Annotated in this window: 17 protein-coding genes; 6 read left to right on the top strand and 11 right to left on the bottom strand. The window is 61.1% G+C overall.

Annotated features, from left to right (window positions below):
• Positions 1-272: 272 nt before the first annotated feature.
• From AD659_RS21260 to AD659_RS21245, 4 genes are all read right to left on the bottom strand, one after another.
• Entirely contained in the window at positions 273-1,064 is a 792-nt protein-coding gene (locus tag AD659_RS21260) for a scabin-related ADP-ribosyltransferase (RefSeq protein WP_408003324.1), read from the bottom strand.
• A gap of 442 nt (positions 1,065-1,506) precedes the next feature.
• The gene (locus tag AD659_RS21255) at positions 1,507-2,580 is read right to left on the bottom strand and encodes a scabin-related ADP-ribosyltransferase (protein ID WP_053124804.1); all 1,074 of its coding nucleotides are present in this window, start codon (positions 2,578-2,580) and stop codon (positions 1,507-1,509) included.
• Positions 2,581-2,953: 373 nt separating this feature from the next.
• On the bottom strand, positions 2,954-3,460 hold the full coding sequence (locus AD659_RS21250; protein WP_053124801.1) for a L,D-transpeptidase family protein: 507 nt from the start codon (positions 3,458-3,460) through the stop codon (positions 2,954-2,956).
• A gap of 51 nt (positions 3,461-3,511) precedes the next feature.
• Positions 3,512-4,063: an NUDIX hydrolase gene (locus tag AD659_RS21245; protein ID WP_053124799.1), complete on the bottom strand. Its 552-nt coding sequence runs from the start codon at positions 4,061-4,063 to the stop codon at positions 3,512-3,514.
• Between the two features lie 146 nt (positions 4,064-4,209).
• Between AD659_RS21245 and AD659_RS21240 the strand changes: the two genes are divergently transcribed.
• The 3 genes from AD659_RS21240 to AD659_RS21230 are packed head-to-tail and all read left to right on the top strand — an operon-like array spanning position 4,210 to position 5,556.
• Entirely contained in the window at positions 4,210-4,809 is a 600-nt protein-coding gene (locus AD659_RS21240; protein ID WP_053124797.1) for a CoA pyrophosphatase, read from the top strand.
• Between the two features lie 16 nt (positions 4,810-4,825).
• Positions 4,826-5,350 (top strand): gamma carbonic anhydrase family protein, encoded by a 525-nt coding sequence (locus AD659_RS21235; protein WP_053124795.1) that lies wholly within the window; start codon positions 4,826-4,828, stop codon positions 5,348-5,350.
• Positions 5,347-5,556, top strand: a complete 210-nt coding sequence (locus AD659_RS21230) for a DUF1289 domain-containing protein (RefSeq protein WP_053124793.1) — start codon at positions 5,347-5,349, stop codon at positions 5,554-5,556. Before AD659_RS21235 ends, AD659_RS21230 begins: the two co-directional genes overlap by 4 nt.
• Before the next feature lie 220 nt (positions 5,557-5,776).
• Here AD659_RS21230 and AD659_RS21225 read toward each other — a convergent pair whose 3' ends face one another.
• From AD659_RS21225 to AD659_RS21215, 3 genes are read right to left on the bottom strand one after another with little or no spacing between them, the layout of a single operon-like run.
• Positions 5,777-6,421, bottom strand: coding sequence for a Pr6Pr family membrane protein (locus tag AD659_RS21225; protein WP_053124791.1), 645 nt, complete (start codon positions 6,419-6,421; stop codon positions 5,777-5,779).
• Positions 6,422-6,433: 12 nt separating this feature from the next.
• Positions 6,434-6,664, bottom strand: a complete 231-nt coding sequence (locus AD659_RS21220; RefSeq protein ID WP_003205228.1) for a VF530 family protein — start codon at positions 6,662-6,664, stop codon at positions 6,434-6,436.
• A gap of 38 nt (positions 6,665-6,702) precedes the next feature.
• Complete coding sequence (locus tag AD659_RS21215; protein ID WP_053124789.1) at positions 6,703-7,092, bottom strand: hypothetical protein; 390 nt, start codon at positions 7,090-7,092, stop codon at positions 6,703-6,705.
• Between the two features lie 71 nt (positions 7,093-7,163).
• Here AD659_RS21215 and AD659_RS21210 point away from each other — a divergent pair, with 71 nt between their 5' ends.
• Positions 7,164-9,578 (top strand): glucose/quinate/shikimate family membrane-bound PQQ-dependent dehydrogenase, encoded by a 2,415-nt coding sequence (locus tag AD659_RS21210; protein ID WP_053124787.1) that lies wholly within the window; start codon positions 7,164-7,166, stop codon positions 9,576-9,578.
• A gap of 186 nt (positions 9,579-9,764) precedes the next feature.
• Here AD659_RS21210 and purT read toward each other — a convergent pair whose 3' ends face one another.
• From purT to AD659_RS21190, 4 genes are all read right to left on the bottom strand, one after another.
• A complete protein-coding gene (gene purT, locus AD659_RS21205; RefSeq protein ID WP_053124785.1) occupies positions 9,765-10,946 on the bottom strand; it encodes a formate-dependent phosphoribosylglycinamide formyltransferase in 1,182 nt (393 codons plus the stop codon).
• A gap of 90 nt (positions 10,947-11,036) precedes the next feature.
• A complete protein-coding gene (locus AD659_RS21200) occupies positions 11,037-11,504 on the bottom strand; it encodes a VUT family protein (protein ID WP_053124782.1) in 468 nt (155 codons plus the stop codon).
• A gap of 204 nt (positions 11,505-11,708) precedes the next feature.
• Positions 11,709-12,494 carry a siderophore-interacting protein gene (locus tag AD659_RS21195; RefSeq protein WP_053124780.1) on the bottom strand — a complete coding sequence of 262 codons (786 nt, stop codon included), beginning with the start codon at positions 12,492-12,494 and terminating at the stop codon, positions 11,709-11,711.
• Positions 12,491-13,069 carry a PadR family transcriptional regulator gene (locus AD659_RS21190; RefSeq protein WP_053124778.1) on the bottom strand — a complete coding sequence of 193 codons (579 nt, stop codon included), beginning with the start codon at positions 13,067-13,069 and terminating at the stop codon, positions 12,491-12,493. The genes AD659_RS21195 and AD659_RS21190 overlap by 4 nt, the downstream gene beginning before the upstream one ends.
• A 427-nt stretch (positions 13,070-13,496) precedes the next feature.
• Here AD659_RS21190 and AD659_RS21185 point away from each other — a divergent pair, with 427 nt between their 5' ends.
• Both AD659_RS21185 and AD659_RS21180 read left to right on the top strand, forming a co-directional pair.
• Positions 13,497-13,988 (top strand): CS1 type fimbrial major subunit, encoded by a 492-nt coding sequence (locus AD659_RS21185; protein WP_053124776.1) that lies wholly within the window; start codon positions 13,497-13,499, stop codon positions 13,986-13,988.
• Between the two features lie 125 nt (positions 13,989-14,113).
• Complete coding sequence (locus AD659_RS21180) at positions 14,114-16,645, top strand: CS1-pili formation C-terminal domain-containing protein (protein WP_053124774.1); 2,532 nt, start codon at positions 14,114-14,116, stop codon at positions 16,643-16,645.
• Positions 16,646-16,650 lie beyond the last annotated feature (5 nt).

Raw genomic sequence — 16,650 nt, 5'->3', positions numbered from 1 at the left:
CTGTGGACAACACAAATCCGCTGTGGGAGCGAGCCTGCTCGCGATAAATCGTAAGACGAACACAAAAATCCCGGTGAAACACCGATCCTGTGGCGAGGGAGCAAGCTCCCGCTGGGGTGCGAAGCAGCCCTAAACCCGACAACCCGGAGTGTCAGGCAGATTGAGTCGCCTGCTTTGGGGTTGCTGCGCAACCCAGCGGGAGCTTGCTCCCTCGCCACAGTGATTCACGCAAGCCTTGAGCAACAGCATGCGCGGCTGGATGGATTGGAAAACTATTGGTGGATGTTTTCGCGCCGGCAAACTTCTTTTTCTATGCCAATGCACTCGACCGGTTCACTCACGCCTTTCTCGAAACGACGGGCATTCATCAACAGGCCTCCCTTGATGCCGCCGATGAACGCGAAGGCGCCTTCACGGGAACCTGCATTACGTACCGACAAATCCACTGCCACGCTGTTGGGCCTGACTTCATAGACCCAGCCGCCGTTCGAGGCTTCCTGGGTGGCCCAGAGCTTGGCTTCGCTATAATCGCGAAATGCCACAACGATAGATTGCGCCAGAGGGTCCTCCTGATACATCGCGAACCTCAAGTTCGGTGGCAAAGAGCTCCAGCCCCGCAACCCATTGGTAAGCGCATCCGCGCCCTGGACGGGGTTGATCTTCGTAGAGCCGACTGCCCAAAGGGATTGCTGGGACTTTACCCATGCCAAACCCTCTCGAGGCGTCAGCCGGTTCCAGTCGATGGCCATCACAGCGACCTCCCGCATTGTCTCCTGGCCGGTGGGCTCACGGTAGTTTGGGTTCGTCCTGCAATCGGCAAGATTGTGTGCCTTGCAGGCCTGCTTGATAAAGTGCGCCTTGACCCCGCCCGGGAAGCTGATTTCCTCCTCACCGGGAAAGGGCCCCCCCGATTGCACCTGATCGATTCCGTGGGGGGCCCTGAATTCGTACACCCACTCGCTGGCGTAGTGCTGGGCGACGAGCTGATTGCGCGTTGCGCTGCTGAACACCGTCCCTGCGCTCCCGCTCGCGTGGGTGATCCAGTCGTACCCCCATTGCTCCACGGGAGTGCCATCGGCTTTGGGCAACAGCCCCTGCGTGAAGGCACTGAGGCCCTGACCCGTCGTATCGCCCCGGTAGAGCGTGTCCATGTCGGTACGCCAGCGCAACGAGGGCGTGGTCTTGCGGATATCCACGCTTGGATCCGCCGTGACCTGAAGCCAGGCGGTATACCACGGCTCCTCTTTTCCATCGGCCCCCCACGCATCTGCGCCCGGTTGCCACACACCTGCGAACACCACTGCCGCGACAGCAGTCACCCGTATGAAGTTGTTATTGGTTGTCATGATTGGATGCCTTATCTGGAACGGTGAAGCCCTGTCCGGTTCCTGGGCTTGTAACAAGAGGCTGACCCCTGTGGTGAGGGAGCAAGCTTCCTCACACAGGTTCACACAAGCTTCGAGTCAACAGCCTCAACCCACCTGCCTGCACGGAGAGGCCGGAAAACTATTGGTGGATGTTTTCGCGCCGGCAAACTTCTTTTTCTATGCCAATGCACTCGACCGGTTCACTCACGCCTTTCTCGAAACGACGGGCGTTCATCAACAGGCCTCCCTTGATACCGCCGATGAACGCGAAGGCGCCTTCACGGGAACCCGCATTAGGTACCGATAAATCCACCGCCACGGTGTTGGACCTGACTTCATAGACCCAGCCGCCGTTCGAGGCTTCCTGGGTGGCCCAGAGCTTGGCTTCGCTATAGTCGCGAAATGCCACAACGACCGATTGAGCCAGGGGAGACTCCGGCCGCCTCACTGATCCCAATTTCGCTGGCAAAGAGTTCCAGCCCCGTAACCCATTGCTAAGCGCATCCGCTCCCTGCACGGGGTTGATCGTCGTAGAGCCGACTGCCCAGACGGATTGTTTGGTCGTTATCCATGCCAGCCCCACTGGAGGCGTCAGCCGGCTCCAGTCGATGGAAATCGCGGCGACGTCCTGCATCATCTCGCGGCCGGTGGGTTCTCGGTAGTTTGGGTTTGGCCTGCATTTGGCAAGATTGTCTTTGTGGCAGGCTTGCTTGATGAAGTGTCCCTTGACCCCGCCCGGGAAGCTGATTTCCTGATCTTTTGGAAAGGGCCCTCCCGATTGCACCTGGTCAACGCCATGGGGGGCAGTGAACTCGTACACCCACTCGGTGGCGTAGTGTTGGGCCCAGACCAGACTGCGCGTTGTGCTGCTGAACACCGTCCCTGCGCTTCCGCTCGCGTGGGTGATCCAGTCGTACCCCCATTGTTCCTCGGGATTGCCCACGGCTTTGGGCAACAGCCCCTTATCGAAGGCACTGAGGCCCTGACCTGTCGTATCCCCTCGGTAGAGCGTTTCCATGTCGGTACGCCAGCGCAACAAGGGCATGGTTTTGTGGATATCCACGCTTGGATCCGCCGTGACCTGAAGCCAGGCTCTATACCACGCCTCCTCTTTTCCATCGGCTCCCCAGGCGTCGGCGCCCGGTTGCCACACACCTGTGAACATCACTGCCGCGACAGCAGTCATCCGTATGAAGTTGTTATGGGTTGTCATGATTGGATGCCTTATCTTTGAACGGTGAAGCCCTGTCGAATCACATACGTCATGACTGCCTATGCTTCGACGTGACACCTCTCACTTTGGGGTCTGCGGGGCTGAACGATCTGAAACCCGCATCAGTTCTGAGGGTAGATCAAGGCTGGGGAGGGGGATTGCGTTGCGATGCCTGGACTTGTAACAAAAGACTGATCGACACCATCCCTTGTGGCGAGGGGATTTATCCCCGCTGGGCTCTGTAGGAGCTGGCGAAGCCTGCGATCTTTTGATCTTGATGTTTCGCTTGCGACTCAACTGCCTGGGACAAGATCGCAGCCTCGTTGCACTCGACAGCTCCTACAGAGCGCAACTCAGCCGCAAGAAAAGGGTGCTACGGACGGATTTCGATCATTGTCCCATCCGGCACCAGGTTCCAGACTTCGCGCATGTCCACGTTGCGCATGGCGATGCAGCCGTCGGTCCAGTCCAGCGTATGGAACAACTGCTCAGGGTTCTCTTCCGAATCCGGCGTGCCGTGGATCATGATCATGCCCCCCGGCTCCACCCCTTCGCGGCGGGCGCGGGCGGCGTCGCTGATGTTGGGGTAGGAAATGTGCATCGACAGGTAGAAGCGGTCGCTGGTCTTGCGCCAGTCCAGCCAATAGAAACCTTCCGGGGTGCGTTTGTCGCCTTCTATCAGCTTGGGGCCTTTCTTGGCGCCCTTGCCCAGGGAGATGCGATAGGTCTTGAGGGGCTTGCCGTCGTTGATCAATTGCAATTGATGGGCGGACTTGAGCACCAGCACTTTTTCGATGACCTTGCCATTGTAGGTTCCCACGGCGGCGGCCTGGGACACAGCGGTGAACGACAAGCAGAACAGGACAAGCAACCAGCGCATTGAAACGGTATCCCTAGAGGTGTCGCGGCTATATTTATTTAATTGGTTTTTTCAGGTGTTGGCAGGCTGAGCCAGCGGCGGGATCGATTCGGATCGCACCGGGTAATCCTCGGCCCGGCGGTCGGCGTAGAAATATTCCAGGGTGCGGCCCACCGTGCGGAAAGCCAGCTCGTCCCAGGGAACGTCCGCTTCTTCGAATAACTTCACCTCCAGGCTTTCGGGTCCGGCGGCGAAATCCTCGTCCACCAGTTCGGCGCGGAAGAATACATGTACCTGGCTGATGTGCGGTACGTCAATCAGCGTATAGATGCTCAAGTTTCGCACCCGGGCGCAGGCCTCTTCCGCGGTTTCGCGCACGGCGGCCTGTTCGATGGTCTCGCCGTTTTCCATGAAGCCCGCCGGCAGCGTCCAGTAGCCGCGCCGCGGCTCGATGGCGCGCCGGCACAACAACACCTTACTGCCCCAGGTCGGTACGCAACCGGCCACGATGTTGGGGTTCTGGTAATGGATGGCGTGGCAGGTGTCGCAGACAAAGCGCAGGCGCGAGTCGCCTTCGGGTATGCGCTGGGTCACCGGGTTACCGCACTGGCTGCAGAATTTCATGCTTGGGTTCCTGAATGCTGCGCCTATCTTGGCGTGCGCGGGCCGGTGTCGGCAAGTTGTCGTTTCGCGACACGACGCGGTACGGGGCTTGGGCCGCTTGAATGATTGGTGCATGATGCAAGGTAGCGAATAAATCGAGAAGTCTCATGCTGGACGAGCTACTGCATCGAGTAAGCAACCATACCCCGCACGATCTGCAGGCTGACCAACGTTTCCCTGAAGCCGCGGTACTGGTGCCGATCACCCGCAGTGATGAACCGGAGCTGGTACTGACCCTGCGCGCCAGCGGGCTCTCGACCCATGGCGGCGAAGTGGCGTTCCCCGGTGGGCGTCGCGACCCGGAAGACCCGGACCTGATCTTCACCGCCCTGCGCGAAGCCGAGGAAGAAATCGGCCTGCCGCCCGGTCTGGTGGAAGTGATCGGCCCCCTCAGCCCGCTGATCTCGCTGCACGGTATCAAGGTCACGCCGTATGTCGGGGTGATTCCGGACTACGTCGAATACCGGGCCAACGATGCCGAGATCGCGGCGGTGTTCAGCGTGCCGCTGGAGTTCTTCCGCAAGGATCCGCGCGAACACACGCACCGGATCGATTACCAGGGCTGCAGCTGGTACGTGCCCAGCTATCGTTTCGAGGGGTACAAGATCTGGGGGCTGACGGCGATCATGATCGTTGAGTTGGTCAACCTGCTGTACGACGCCGAAATCGACTTGCACACCCCGCCCAAGAGTTTCATCAATACCTGATGCCCCGAGGATTCCCATGAAATACCGCCTGGGCGATGCCCGTGTCGAAACCCACCCAAAGAGCTGGGTCGCGCCCAACGCCACGCTGGTGGGCAAGGTCCGCCTCGAAGAGGGCGCCAATGTCTGGTTCAACGCCGTGCTGCGGGGCGACAACGAACTGATCCTGATCGGTAAGGACAGCAATGTGCAGGACGGCACGGTGATGCACACCGACATGGGCTATCCACTGACCATCGGCACCGGCGTGACCATTGGCCACAACGCCATGCTTCATGGCTGTACGGTGGGCGACTACAGCCTCATTGGCATCAACGCAGTGATCCTCAACGGTGCGAAGATCGGCAAGCACTGCATCATCGGCGCCAACGCGCTGATCGGCGAGAACAAGGAGATTCCCGACGGCTCGCTGGTGATGGGCTCGCCCGGCAAGGTGGTGCGTGAGTTGACCGAAGCCCAGAAGAACATGCTCGTGGCCAGCGCGGCGCACTATGTGCACAACGCCCAGCGCTACGCCCGCGATCTGGTCGAGCAGGAAGCATGAGTGCCCCTGAACGCCCGGTACCTTCGCCCTGCGTGAATATCTGCGCGCTGGACGATGAGGACATCTGCACCGGCTGCCAACGCACCGTGGCGGAAATCACCCGGTGGAGCCGGATGGACAACGACGAGCGCCGCGGGGTCTTGGCGTTGTGTCATGAACGGGCCAAGGCCAGTGGGTTGGTGTGGATGTTGCCGGTAAGGCGCTGATATCCACTTGTGAACACACAATCCCTGTGGCGAGGGAGCTTGCTCCCGCTGGGCTCTGTAGGAGCTGGCGAAGCCTGCGATCTTTTGATCTTGCTCTTTCGCTTACGACTCAATTGTCTGGGACAAGATCGCAGCCTCGTTGCACTCGACAGCTCCTACAGGCGCAGCCCAGCGGGAGCAAGCTCCCTCGCCACAGGGCATCTCACAAGGCTTCAACCGATCATCGTCCCAACCACCGATCCACCCCCACCACCCCCAACGCAATCCCGACAAACCCCACCAATATCCCCCCGGCATTGATGAACACCTGTGGATAACCCAGGCTCGCCACGTCGATGAAAGGGTAGGGGTAGGCCGCCAGCAAATCCCCCCGCAACAGGACATAGGCGAAATAAACCAAGGGGTAGATCATCCACAGCCCGATGTGCCCCAGGCGCAAGCAGCCTTTGGGCACGCACCGCCACCAATAGGCGATGTACAGCACGGGCACCACGTCATGCAGTAATTCGTCGGCCACGAACTGCCAGCCTTCGGGCTGCCAGAGATGGCGCAGCAGCAGGTTGTAGGCCAGGCTGACCAGGGCGATGCTCACGGCGACGCCGCTGCGTACGCTGGGCAGCAGGAACCAGCGTCGGGCCGGGGAGGGGCGAGGGCTCAGCTCCCAGGTCAGGACCACCGCCACCAACAGGTTGGTCAGCACCGTGAAAAAGCTGAAGAAACTCATCAGCCCGCCCAGCAGGCTTGCGCCCAATTCCCAGCGGCCCAGCAAAATCAGATACAACTGGATACCCAGCCCCGCCCAGCCCAGCAGCGCCGTCACCGACACGAAATGCTGGCGCAGGGTGAGGTGAGGACCTCTATCCATCCCCACGGCTGCTCAGACCGGCCGTTTAGTGCGCATCAACTTGATATACAGGCGCTCGACTTTCTCCCGTGCCCAAGGCGTCTTGCGCAGGAAGGTCAGGCTCGACTTGATACTCGGGTCGCTCTTGAAGCAGCGGATATCGATGCGTTCAGCCAGGCCCGACCATTCGTAGTGCTGCACGAGGGCGTTGAGGATCTGCTCCAGCGTCACGCCGTGCAGCGGGTTATTGTTGGGTTCGGTCATGGGAGGCCTTCGCGCGAAAAAGGGTAAAGCCGCGCACCTTAGCCGAGGTGCCCTTGTGGTGGAAGCATAGCCTTCATCGTGGCACCCAAGGCCAGGTGCACTGTTACCGAATCCGAGATGATCCATGTCAACAAAAGCCCTTTCTCTATTGAGATCAGGACATTATCCTTGCGCTGTTTGCTGAAACGCTTCTCCTGGCGTGCCAGAGCCTCTGCGTACAGCTTATTCCTGCTGAAAGATCTAAAGAATGCCCAAGGTTCAGACTCTGAAAGATAGCGCTGTCTTTGGCGGACTCCTGTGGGAGCGAGCTTGCTCGCGATAGCGACTGTACAGCAAACATTGAAGCCGATTGACACGCCGCCATCGCGAGCAAGCTCGCTCCCACAAGGGATCGCGGCAACCGAATTTGCTTTTTTCAACTGAACCATGCCCCTCCAGGATCGTCATCTAAAGTGACTACTTGCGCGGGACTCCTTAAAACGACACGGAGAATCACACTATGAGCACTGACGGTGCTTTGAGTCGAAGCCGTCTGCTACCGAGCCTGCTCGGCATTCTGCTTCTATTGATGGGCCTGGCCCTGCTGGCCGGGGGAGTCAAGTTGAGCACGCTCGGCGGCTCGCTGTATTACCTGCTGGCCGGTATCGGTCTGGCGCTGACCGGCGTGCTGCTGATCATGGCCCGTCGCGCGGCCTTGGGCCTGTATGCACTGGTGCTGTTTGCCAGCACCGTGTGGGCGCTGTGGGAAGTGGGCCTGGACTGGTGGCAACTGGTGCCGCGCCTGGCGATGCTGTTTGCCCTGGGCATCGTCATGTTGCTGCCGTGGTTCCGCCGCCCACTGTTGACCGCCGATGCCTCGGCCATGGGCACCCGCGCATTGGGCGTCGCCGTGGTCATCGCCGGCATCGCCGCGCTCGCCAGCCAGTTCACCAACCCGGGTGAGATCAAGGGCCAACTGGACCGCGACAGCGTGCCGGGCATGACCAACACCGCACCGGCCATGCCGGACGGTGACTGGAATTCCTACGGGCGCAGTGCCCATGGCGACCGCTATTCGCCGCTGGCGCAGATCACTCCTGAGAACGTCAGCAAGTTGAAGCAAGCCTGGTCTTATCGCACCGGCGACCTGCCAGGGCCGAACGACCCGGGTGAAACCACCGCCGAAAACACCCCGTTGAAAGTCAACGGCATGCTCTACGTGTGCACGCCTCACAGCCAGGTGATCGCCCTGGAACCCGAGACCGGCAAGGAAATCTGGCGTTTCGATCCGAAGCTTTCCACGCAAAAAGCCGAAAACTTCAAGGGTTGGGCTCACATGACCTGCCGTGGCGTGACCTACCACGATGACGCCGTGTACGCCTCCGCCGAGCAGAGCCCGACCGGCACCGCCAGCACCACGCCGGCCAGCACCGTATGCCCACGGCGGATCTTCCTGCCCACCGCCGACACCCGCCTGATCGCCCTCAATGCCGACACCGGCAAGATGTGCGAAGACTTCGGCGACAAGGGCCAGGTCGACCTGACCGCCAATATCGGCGGCTTCACCGCGGGTGGTTACTACTCCACCTCGCCACCGGCGGTCACCCAGAACCTGGTGGTGATCGGCGGCCACGTCACCGATAACGTCTCCACCGATGAGCCAAGCGGTGTGATTCGCGCCTACGACGTGCACACCGGCCAGTTGGTGTGGAACTGGGACAGCGGCAACCCGGACGACACCACGCCGATTGCCGAAGGCAAGACCTACACCCGCAATTCGCCGAACATGTGGTCCATGTTCAGCGTCGATGAAAAGCTCGGCATGCTTTACCTGCCGATGGGCAACCAGACCCCTGACCAGTTCGGTGGATTCCGCACACCGGAATCGGAAAAATACGCCGCGGGCCTGACTGCCCTGGATATCGCCACCGGCAAAGTGCGCTGGTACTTCCAGTTCACCCACCACGACCTGTGGGACATGGACGTCGGTGGTCAACCGACCCTGATGGACCTGAAGACCGCCGATGGCGTGAAACCCGCCGTCCTGGCATCGACCAAGCAGGGCAGTATCTACGTGCTGGACCGCAGCAATGGCCAGCCGATCGTGCCGATCAAGGAAATCCCGGTGCCGCAAGGCGCGGTGGAAGGCGACTTCACCTCGCCGACCCAACCGATGTCCGACCTGAACTTCGTGCCGCCGGTCCTCAAGGAACGCGACATGTGGGGCGTGACCCCGTTCGACCAGATGCTGTGCCGGATCGACTTCAAGTCGCTGCGTTATGACGGCATGTTCACCCCGCCGTCGCTGCAGGGCTCGATCGTCTACCCGGGCAACTTCGGCGTATTCGACTGGGGCGGCATTTCGGTGGACCCGGTGCGCCAGATCGCTTTCGTCAACCCGAGCTACATGGCGTTCAAGTCGAAACTGGTGCCCGCGGCCGAAGTCGCTGGCGGCCCGGGTCGCAAGAGCGAAACCGAAGGCGTGCAGCCGAACAAGGGCGCGCCGTATGGCGTGATCCTCGAAGCGCTGCTCTCGCCCATGGGCCTGCCATGCCAGGCGCCTGCGTGGGGTTACGTCGCGGCCGTGGACCTGACCAACAACAAGACCCTGTGGAAGCACAAGAACGGCACCGTGCGCGACAGCTCGCCGGTACCGATCCCGCTGAGCATGGGCGTCCCAAGCCTGGGTGGCACGTTCACCACCGCCAGTGGCCTGGCGTTCCTCAGCGGCACGCTTGACCAGTACCTGCGCGCCTACGACGTGAAGAACGGCAAGCAACTGTGGGAAGGCCGCCTGCCCGCCGGCGCCCAGACCACACCGATGACCTACACCGGCAAGGACGGCAAGCAATACGTGCTGGTCGTTGCGGGTGGTCATGGTTCCCTGGGCACCCAGCAGGGTGATTATGTGATTGCCTACAAACTGCCGGATTAAACCCGAGCTGCGCCCATGAAAAAGGCGACACCCTGGCGGGTGTCGCCTTTTTCTTTAGCCCTGCTGGACTTTGTAGGAGCTGTCGAGCGAAGCGAGGCTGCGATCTTTTGATCTTTCGCTTGAGATTCAAGTGGCTGGGGAAAGATCGCAGCCTCGTTGCACTCGACAGCTCCTACAGGGTGCAAGCTACAACTCGATCTTGACCGCCTGGGAAGCCCGGGTCGCCTTGGCGCGGGCGGCTTCGATGGACTCATCGCGGGCCAGGGCCACGCCCAGGCGGCGCTGACCGTTGACTTCCGGTTTGCCGAACAGGCGCAGCGCGGTATCCGGTTCGCTCAGGGCCACGCCCAGGTTAGCGAAAGCGGTCTGGGTCGACTGGCCTTCCACCAGGATCACCGCTGACGCCGACGGGCCGAACTGGCGGATCAGCGGAATCGGCAAACCGAGAATGGCGCGGGCGTGCAGGGCAAACTGCGACAGGTCCTGGGAGATCAGCGTCACCAGGCCGGTGTCGTGCGGGCGCGGCGAGACTTCGCTGAACCACACCTGGTCACCCTTGATGAACAGCTCGACACCAAACAGGCCGCGACCACCCAAGGCCTCGGTCACGGCCTTGGCGACGCGCTCGGATTCGGCCAAGGCTGCCGGGCTCATGGCCTGTGGCTGCCAGGACTCCTGATAGTCGCCTTTCTCCTGACGGTGGCCGACCGGTGCGCAGAAGGTGGTGCCGCCCACGTGACGCACGGTGAGCAAGGTGATTTCGTAGTCGAAATCGATAAAACCTTCGATGATCACCCGGCCTTTGCCGGCGCGGCCGCCTTCCTGGGCATAGTCCCAGGCTTTCTGCACGTCATCGTGACCGCGCAGCAGGCTCTGGCCCTTGCCCGAGGAACTCATCACCGGCTTGACCACGCAGGGGAAACCCAGGGTCTCGACGGCCTTGCGGTAGTCTTCCACGGTGTCGGCGAAGAAGTACGGCGAGGTCGGCAGGCCCAGCTCTTCAGCGGCCAGGCGACGAATGCCTTCGCGGTTCATGGTCAACTGCGCGGCGCGGGCCGTCGGGATCACGGTGAAGCCTTCGGCTTCCAGTTCCACCAGGGTGGCGGTAGCAATGGCTTCGATTTCCGGCACGATGAAGTGTGGCTTCTCGGCCTCGATCACCGCACGCAGGGCGGCGCCGTCGAGCATGTTGATCACATGGCTGCGGTGGGCCACTTGCATGGCCGGTGCGTTGGCGTAGCGATCCACGGCAATCACCTCGACGCCCAGGCGCTGCAGTTCGATTACCACTTCCTTGCCCAGCTCGCCGCTGCCACACAACAAAACGCGGGTCGCGGTGGGCGACAATGGGGTTCCGATACGGGTCATCTGAAGGTCCTCAAACAGGAGCGGATCATCGGGGCGCGCGCCGGGCGAGCTTCCCATGGGGAGAAAGCGCGGCATTTTACATGAACCGCGTCAGCCGGCGACGGCCTGTTTGCGCAAACGCCAGGCCATGATCAGCCAGACAGCGGTCACCCCGGCGAATTTCGAGAGCAGGGCGGTGATCACCACGGCGGGCGTCAGGGCGTCGATCAAGCCGAAGAAGATGAACGTGTCCAGGGGAATGCTCAGGGCCGAACTGATCCACAACCGATCATGGAGCGGGCGCTTGGTGATCGTGAACACCAGCCAGTCGATGCACTCGGACACCGCGAACGCCGTGGCGCTTGCCAGGGCGATGGTCGGGTCCGAGGTGACATAGGACAACACCAGCGCCGCCAGCATCGCCACGATGGCCCCATGGCCGAAACGGGTCTGCACCATGTCCCGCAGGATAAACACCAGCCCGCCCCAGGCCGACCAGATGACGTCCAGGTGCGGCGCGGTCGAGAAGGCGAAGTTGATCAGCACGACGCTGCTGATGTAGGCGAGCAGGAAAAGCATGGGCGGGGTACCTGGTGATGGCGTATAAGGTATTAAAGGACAGCGATAGCACCTGTGGCGAGGGAGCTTGCTCCCGCTGGGCTCTGTAGGAGCTGGCGAAGCCTGCGATCTTTTGATCCTGAGCTTTCGCTTGCGACTCAACTGTCTGGGACAAGATCGCAGCCTCGTTTGCACTCGACAGCTCCTACAGCCACCGCCCCTCCCTCAATCTTCCTCACTGTCATCCAGCTTCCAATACCCCACCGCCTTCACGAAATCCTGGTCCAGCCCTTTCTCCTCCAGCAACACCTTGCGAATCTGCCGCGACACCTTGCTCTCGGTGGCGACCCAGGCGTACAGCTTGCCGCCGGGCATGTCCAGCTGTTGCACGGTGCGCAGCAGGTTGTCCTGGCGACCCTCGCGCAGCACCCAGATCACATGCACTTGCGCCGGGCTCTGGAGGATCTGCTGCTCGGCGCCGTTTGCCACTTCCACCACCACCAGGGCCCGTCGGCTGGGCGCCAGGCCTTCGAGGCGGCGGGCGATGGCGGGCAGGGCGGTTTCGTCGCCGATCAGCAGGTAGCTGTCGAAAATATCCGGCACGATCATCGAGCCCCGTGGCCCGGCGATGTTGAGGTATTGCCCTGGCGCCGCCTGGGCCGCCCAGGTCGAGGCCGGGCCGTCGCCGTGGAGCACGAAATCGATGTCCATCTCCAAGGTGTCCAGGTCATAGCGGCGCGGGGTGTAGTCGCGCATCTCGGGCATCGGGCCCTGGGCCTTACCGGCACTTGGGCTGAAGTTTTCCAGGGCGGCCTGTTCCTCGGCGTTCTGCGGGAACAGCAATTTCACATGATCGTCGGTGCCCAGGCTGGCGAACCCGGCCAGCTCCGGCCCGCCGACGGTGATGCGGCGCATGCGCGGGGTCAGGTCCTCGACCCGCAGCACTTGCAGGCGGCGGCGTTTGATCTCGTGGCTGACACGGTGAATGGTGTTTGGATCGACTTCGGTCATTGGCTTGACTCCGAGACTGATGGACGGTCGGGGCCGTCGATGATGGCTTGGGCGGTGTCGTTGAGCAGGTCGCGCACCCGCCGGATTTCTTCCGGGCTCCAGCGGCCATGGTGCTTTTGCAGGGCATGGCGCAGGTTATACACCGCTTCATGGATTTCCGGGGGACGATCATGGCCGCGCAACGTGCGCTTGCTGATTTCGATGCGCGTGCGCACCTCTTCCAGCGCTTCGGCCTGGTCCTCAAGGGATAGACGTCCGGCCTCGGTCACGCTGTAGCACTTTTTTCCATCTTCGACGCCGCAACTGATCATGGCGTTCATTTCCAGGAAGGTCAGGGTCGGGTAGATCACGCCCGGGCTGGGGCTGTAGGCGCCGTCGAACATGTGCTCGATCCGGCGGATCAGGTCGTAGCCGTGGCAAGGCTGTTCGGCAATCAGCGCCAGCAACAACACCTTCAAATCACCGGAGGCGAAGACCCGGGGGGCCCGGCTGCCACGCGAGCCTGTCGGGCGTCGTTCGAAACCGTCGTGTTCGCGTTTGGAGGAAGAGTCGGAATGAGAATAAAGGGCGTTCATATGCTGTCTCCGTTCTGCATATAGATAGCGCTCAGATATATCTTGAATAAAAGATATATCTTTTGACTTGATGATTTTTCGCAAACTAAGATATATCTTGTTTTTGCGGCGGGTGACTTGCGTTCAGGGAATGACCTTACCTGAATGCTCAATGTATGCGGGATGTGGCGGCATACATTTGTAATGATAAAAAAGGGTGTAGATTTAAAATGTGGGCTGTTTCTGACAGCTAAACTTCTGTATTAACGAAAAGTATGTATTTTTCGCTCTTTCGTATGCCGCATTTACTACACGCCTATAGGAAGTTGCCTGCTTTTTTTTGGTTAAAGAGCGCCGATCATGCTCGGCGTTGGAGGGACGGACCAAGTTGCTCTTGGTCTGCCATTTCAACCTCTTCTCTTTATTGCCAAGAACAGGTGTTAACAACATGCTCAAACAACTCGTATCCGGTACTGCCCTGGTCGCCGCTACCCTGGGTTCTTCGCTGGCATTCGCTGCCGATGATGCACGCTCGTCCATCCACATCACCGCGAACATCCCGACCCAGCAGTTCCACGTGCAGCCGCGCAACCCGGACTTCGGTAAAGATGAAACCATGAGCTACAACACGGTCAGCGGCACCTTGACTTCGTTGCGTCAGACCTATGACGTGAAGAACACCGAAGGTTCGGTAAACGCCTACATCGAAGGCGGCCCGGCTTCGCTGTACAACGGCAGCGATGCCATCGCCCTGACCACCGCCTTCAACGGCGTCACCCTGACCGCCATTCCTCAGGAAGTGGTGGACGATGCCACCTCCACCCCCGGTACCCAGGCTGACATGACCATCGTCGCGGCCACGCCTTTGGCTACCCAGAACGGCCTGTACACCGCCGACATGACCGTCATCTTCGACGCCGTGCCGCGCGTTACTCCGTAAGGCCATTCGCTGCCCGGTGAGTCTCACCTCGCCCACGGGCAACGCCGCAGGCCGGCCGGTTCTCCCCGACCGGTCGGCCTGTACCTGAAACGCCCCGATAGCTCGCTGAATATGAGAATCCGTTGATGTTTCCGATGACACCCATCGCAGGTGCGCTCGCGCTATTTCTGTGCGCGACTGCATTGGCTGCGCCAACTGCCCCCGGTACAACGCCAACCAGTCTGTTGTCCCAGGCCAAGGGCCTTCCGGCGGAGTTTGAAGCCCACTTCTTCGATGTGCCACTGGCGGTTCGTATTGAACTCAATCAACAGTATCTCGGTGAAGCCATGGTGGTCTTGACGCGGGATGATCGCATTACCCTGCTGGAATTCACCGACACGCAAGACAGCACGATAAAAGCCGTCGACCGCGAGCAATGGGAACAACGCCTCAAGCAGGGACAAGCATTGGGTGCGTGTGAAACCAACTGCACTGGCGGGTTGCTGGCCGTGCATTACAGCCTCGAGAATTCATTAGTGTCGATCCTGACCCGGGATGTCGAGCGCGCAACTGAAACCAAGCGTTTCTACGATCAACCGGAAGGCGGCAGCCTCGGTCTGATCTTCAATAACCAACTCAATCTCAACGGTGGCCAGGAACAGGACACCGGCGGACGTTATGGCCTCAATGCCAGTTCCAGCGTGGGCAACTGGAGCCAGTCGCTGGACCTTCAGCTCTCGCGTCTTGGCGGGCCGGACGACAAGCTCTACCACGCCGTCCATGAGCTCTATACCCAACGGGAAATGGAAGGCAATTTCTTTCGCCTGGGTTACTTCACACCCAGCTCCGATGGCTTGAATCGCCAGATCCGCTCGTTCGGCGCCAACCCGGACACCGCGCTGGGGGTGATGTACGGCAGTTCCGACAGCCTGGTGGTCGACAATCCCAAGCCCAGCGTCTATCCCATTTATGTCACCGCCAGCCGCCAGGCGTCGGTGGAAATCTATCGCAGTGGCCTGCTGATCAACACCCAGGCTGTCAGCGCCGGCTTGCAGAGCCTGGATACCCGCCCGTTGCCCGGCGGTATCTATGAAGTGGAAGTGCGGTTGATCGAAGACGGGCAAACCACCGCCACCAGCCAGGAGCTGGTTTACAAGCCGAACAATTGGAACAGTACCGAGGACCGCTGGCGCTACAACCTGTTCGCCGGTCGCGAAACCCGGCTGTGGAGCAACTGGGACGACCAGCCCTCAGGCTTCACGACGGCCGGTATCGGCGTCAACTACCTGCTGCACCCGCGGGTGATCCTCGGTGGGTCGACGCGCCAGGTGCAGGACAAGCTGCAGGTGGGCACCTCGATCGATTGGACGCTCGCCAGCAACACCAGCCTGTACGCCAACGTCTACCAGACCCAGCAGTACGGCACCGGCATGGACTTGCAAGGCCTGTACAGCTACGGCCATGGCAGCATCGTCGCCAGCCACAACCGCAGTTGGCTCGACACTCGCAACACCTACGAAACCTTGCCGGACGGCACCCGTATCCGCCAGCGCAACGTCTACGTCGGCCAGACCAGCAATTCATCGCTGTCGGTCAATCATCGCTTGAGCAACAAGAATTCCATCAACGGCCGACTTGCCTATAGCGAAGGCAATGTCCAGGGCACCGGCCTGGACCTGGGCTGGACCCAGCGCACCACACTGCGTGGCAGCGATGCCAACTGGCGGCTGTCGGTGTTCGACCGCCCTGGCACGTCGAGTACCAACGACCGGCGCAATCGCGGTGTGGACCTGAGCCTCAGCGTGGCCCTGGGCGGACCCGGCGAGTACTGGTCGGGCAGCATCGGCACGCGCACTTCACGGGAAGGCACGCGGGACAACAATGCCTCGCTGTCCTATCGCCGCGACCTGCAGGACCACGTACTGCAAAGCGTCTCCGCCACGGCCCTGGCCGACACCTATGGCGTGGGCCTGTCCGGCATCGCCAGTTTCATGACCGAGTCAATGTATGGCGATGGTTTCGTCCAGCGTTCGTCCTATAACGACAACCTCACCGGCGGCTTGAACCTGAGCAGCACGGTCGCCGTGGGCGGGCAGAAAGCCGCCTTCACCGGCGTGCCCCAAGGGCGCGGCGCCGGCATGATCGTCGACGTGGAAACCGACCTGGACAACGTCATCCTGCGGGCTGACGACTTGACCGGTGGCAGCACCACCTTGCACCCGGGCCGTAACTTCGTACCGATCACCGCCTACAAGAACAGCATGGTGACCTTCGATTTCGAGGGCGTGCACCCACCGGCGGCGAGCATCGAGCCATCCCGCAGCCGTTACCACCTGAACAAGGGCGGCGTGGATTACCGCAAGGTCAGCGTGATGAAAACCGTGACCGTGCTCGGCCGCTTGCTGGACGAACAGGGGGAGCCGCTCAAGGGCCATCACGTGATCAACCACGCCAGCCGCGGCATCAGCGAGGCGGACGGATTCTTCTCCATGGAGATGAATGCCGGTTCCCCGACCTTGGAAGTGCGTTATGGCAACGAGCTGTTCTGCCGCTTCCGCCTCGACCCGGAAAACGCCAGCGATGAAGGCGATGTATTGCTGATCGGTGACTTGCGCTGCACGCCGGACACCCTGGCCGATACGACGCTGGCCGAGGCCGGGACGAAGCAGCGCTCATGAACCGC

The organism is Pseudomonas thivervalensis, from assembly GCF_001269655.1.
GTDB classification, from domain to species: Bacteria; Pseudomonadota; Gammaproteobacteria; order Pseudomonadales; family Pseudomonadaceae; genus Aquipseudomonas; species Aquipseudomonas thivervalensis.
The sequence above is the reverse complement of the archived record's forward strand: the minus strand, read 5'-3'. Positions and strand labels throughout refer to the sequence as shown.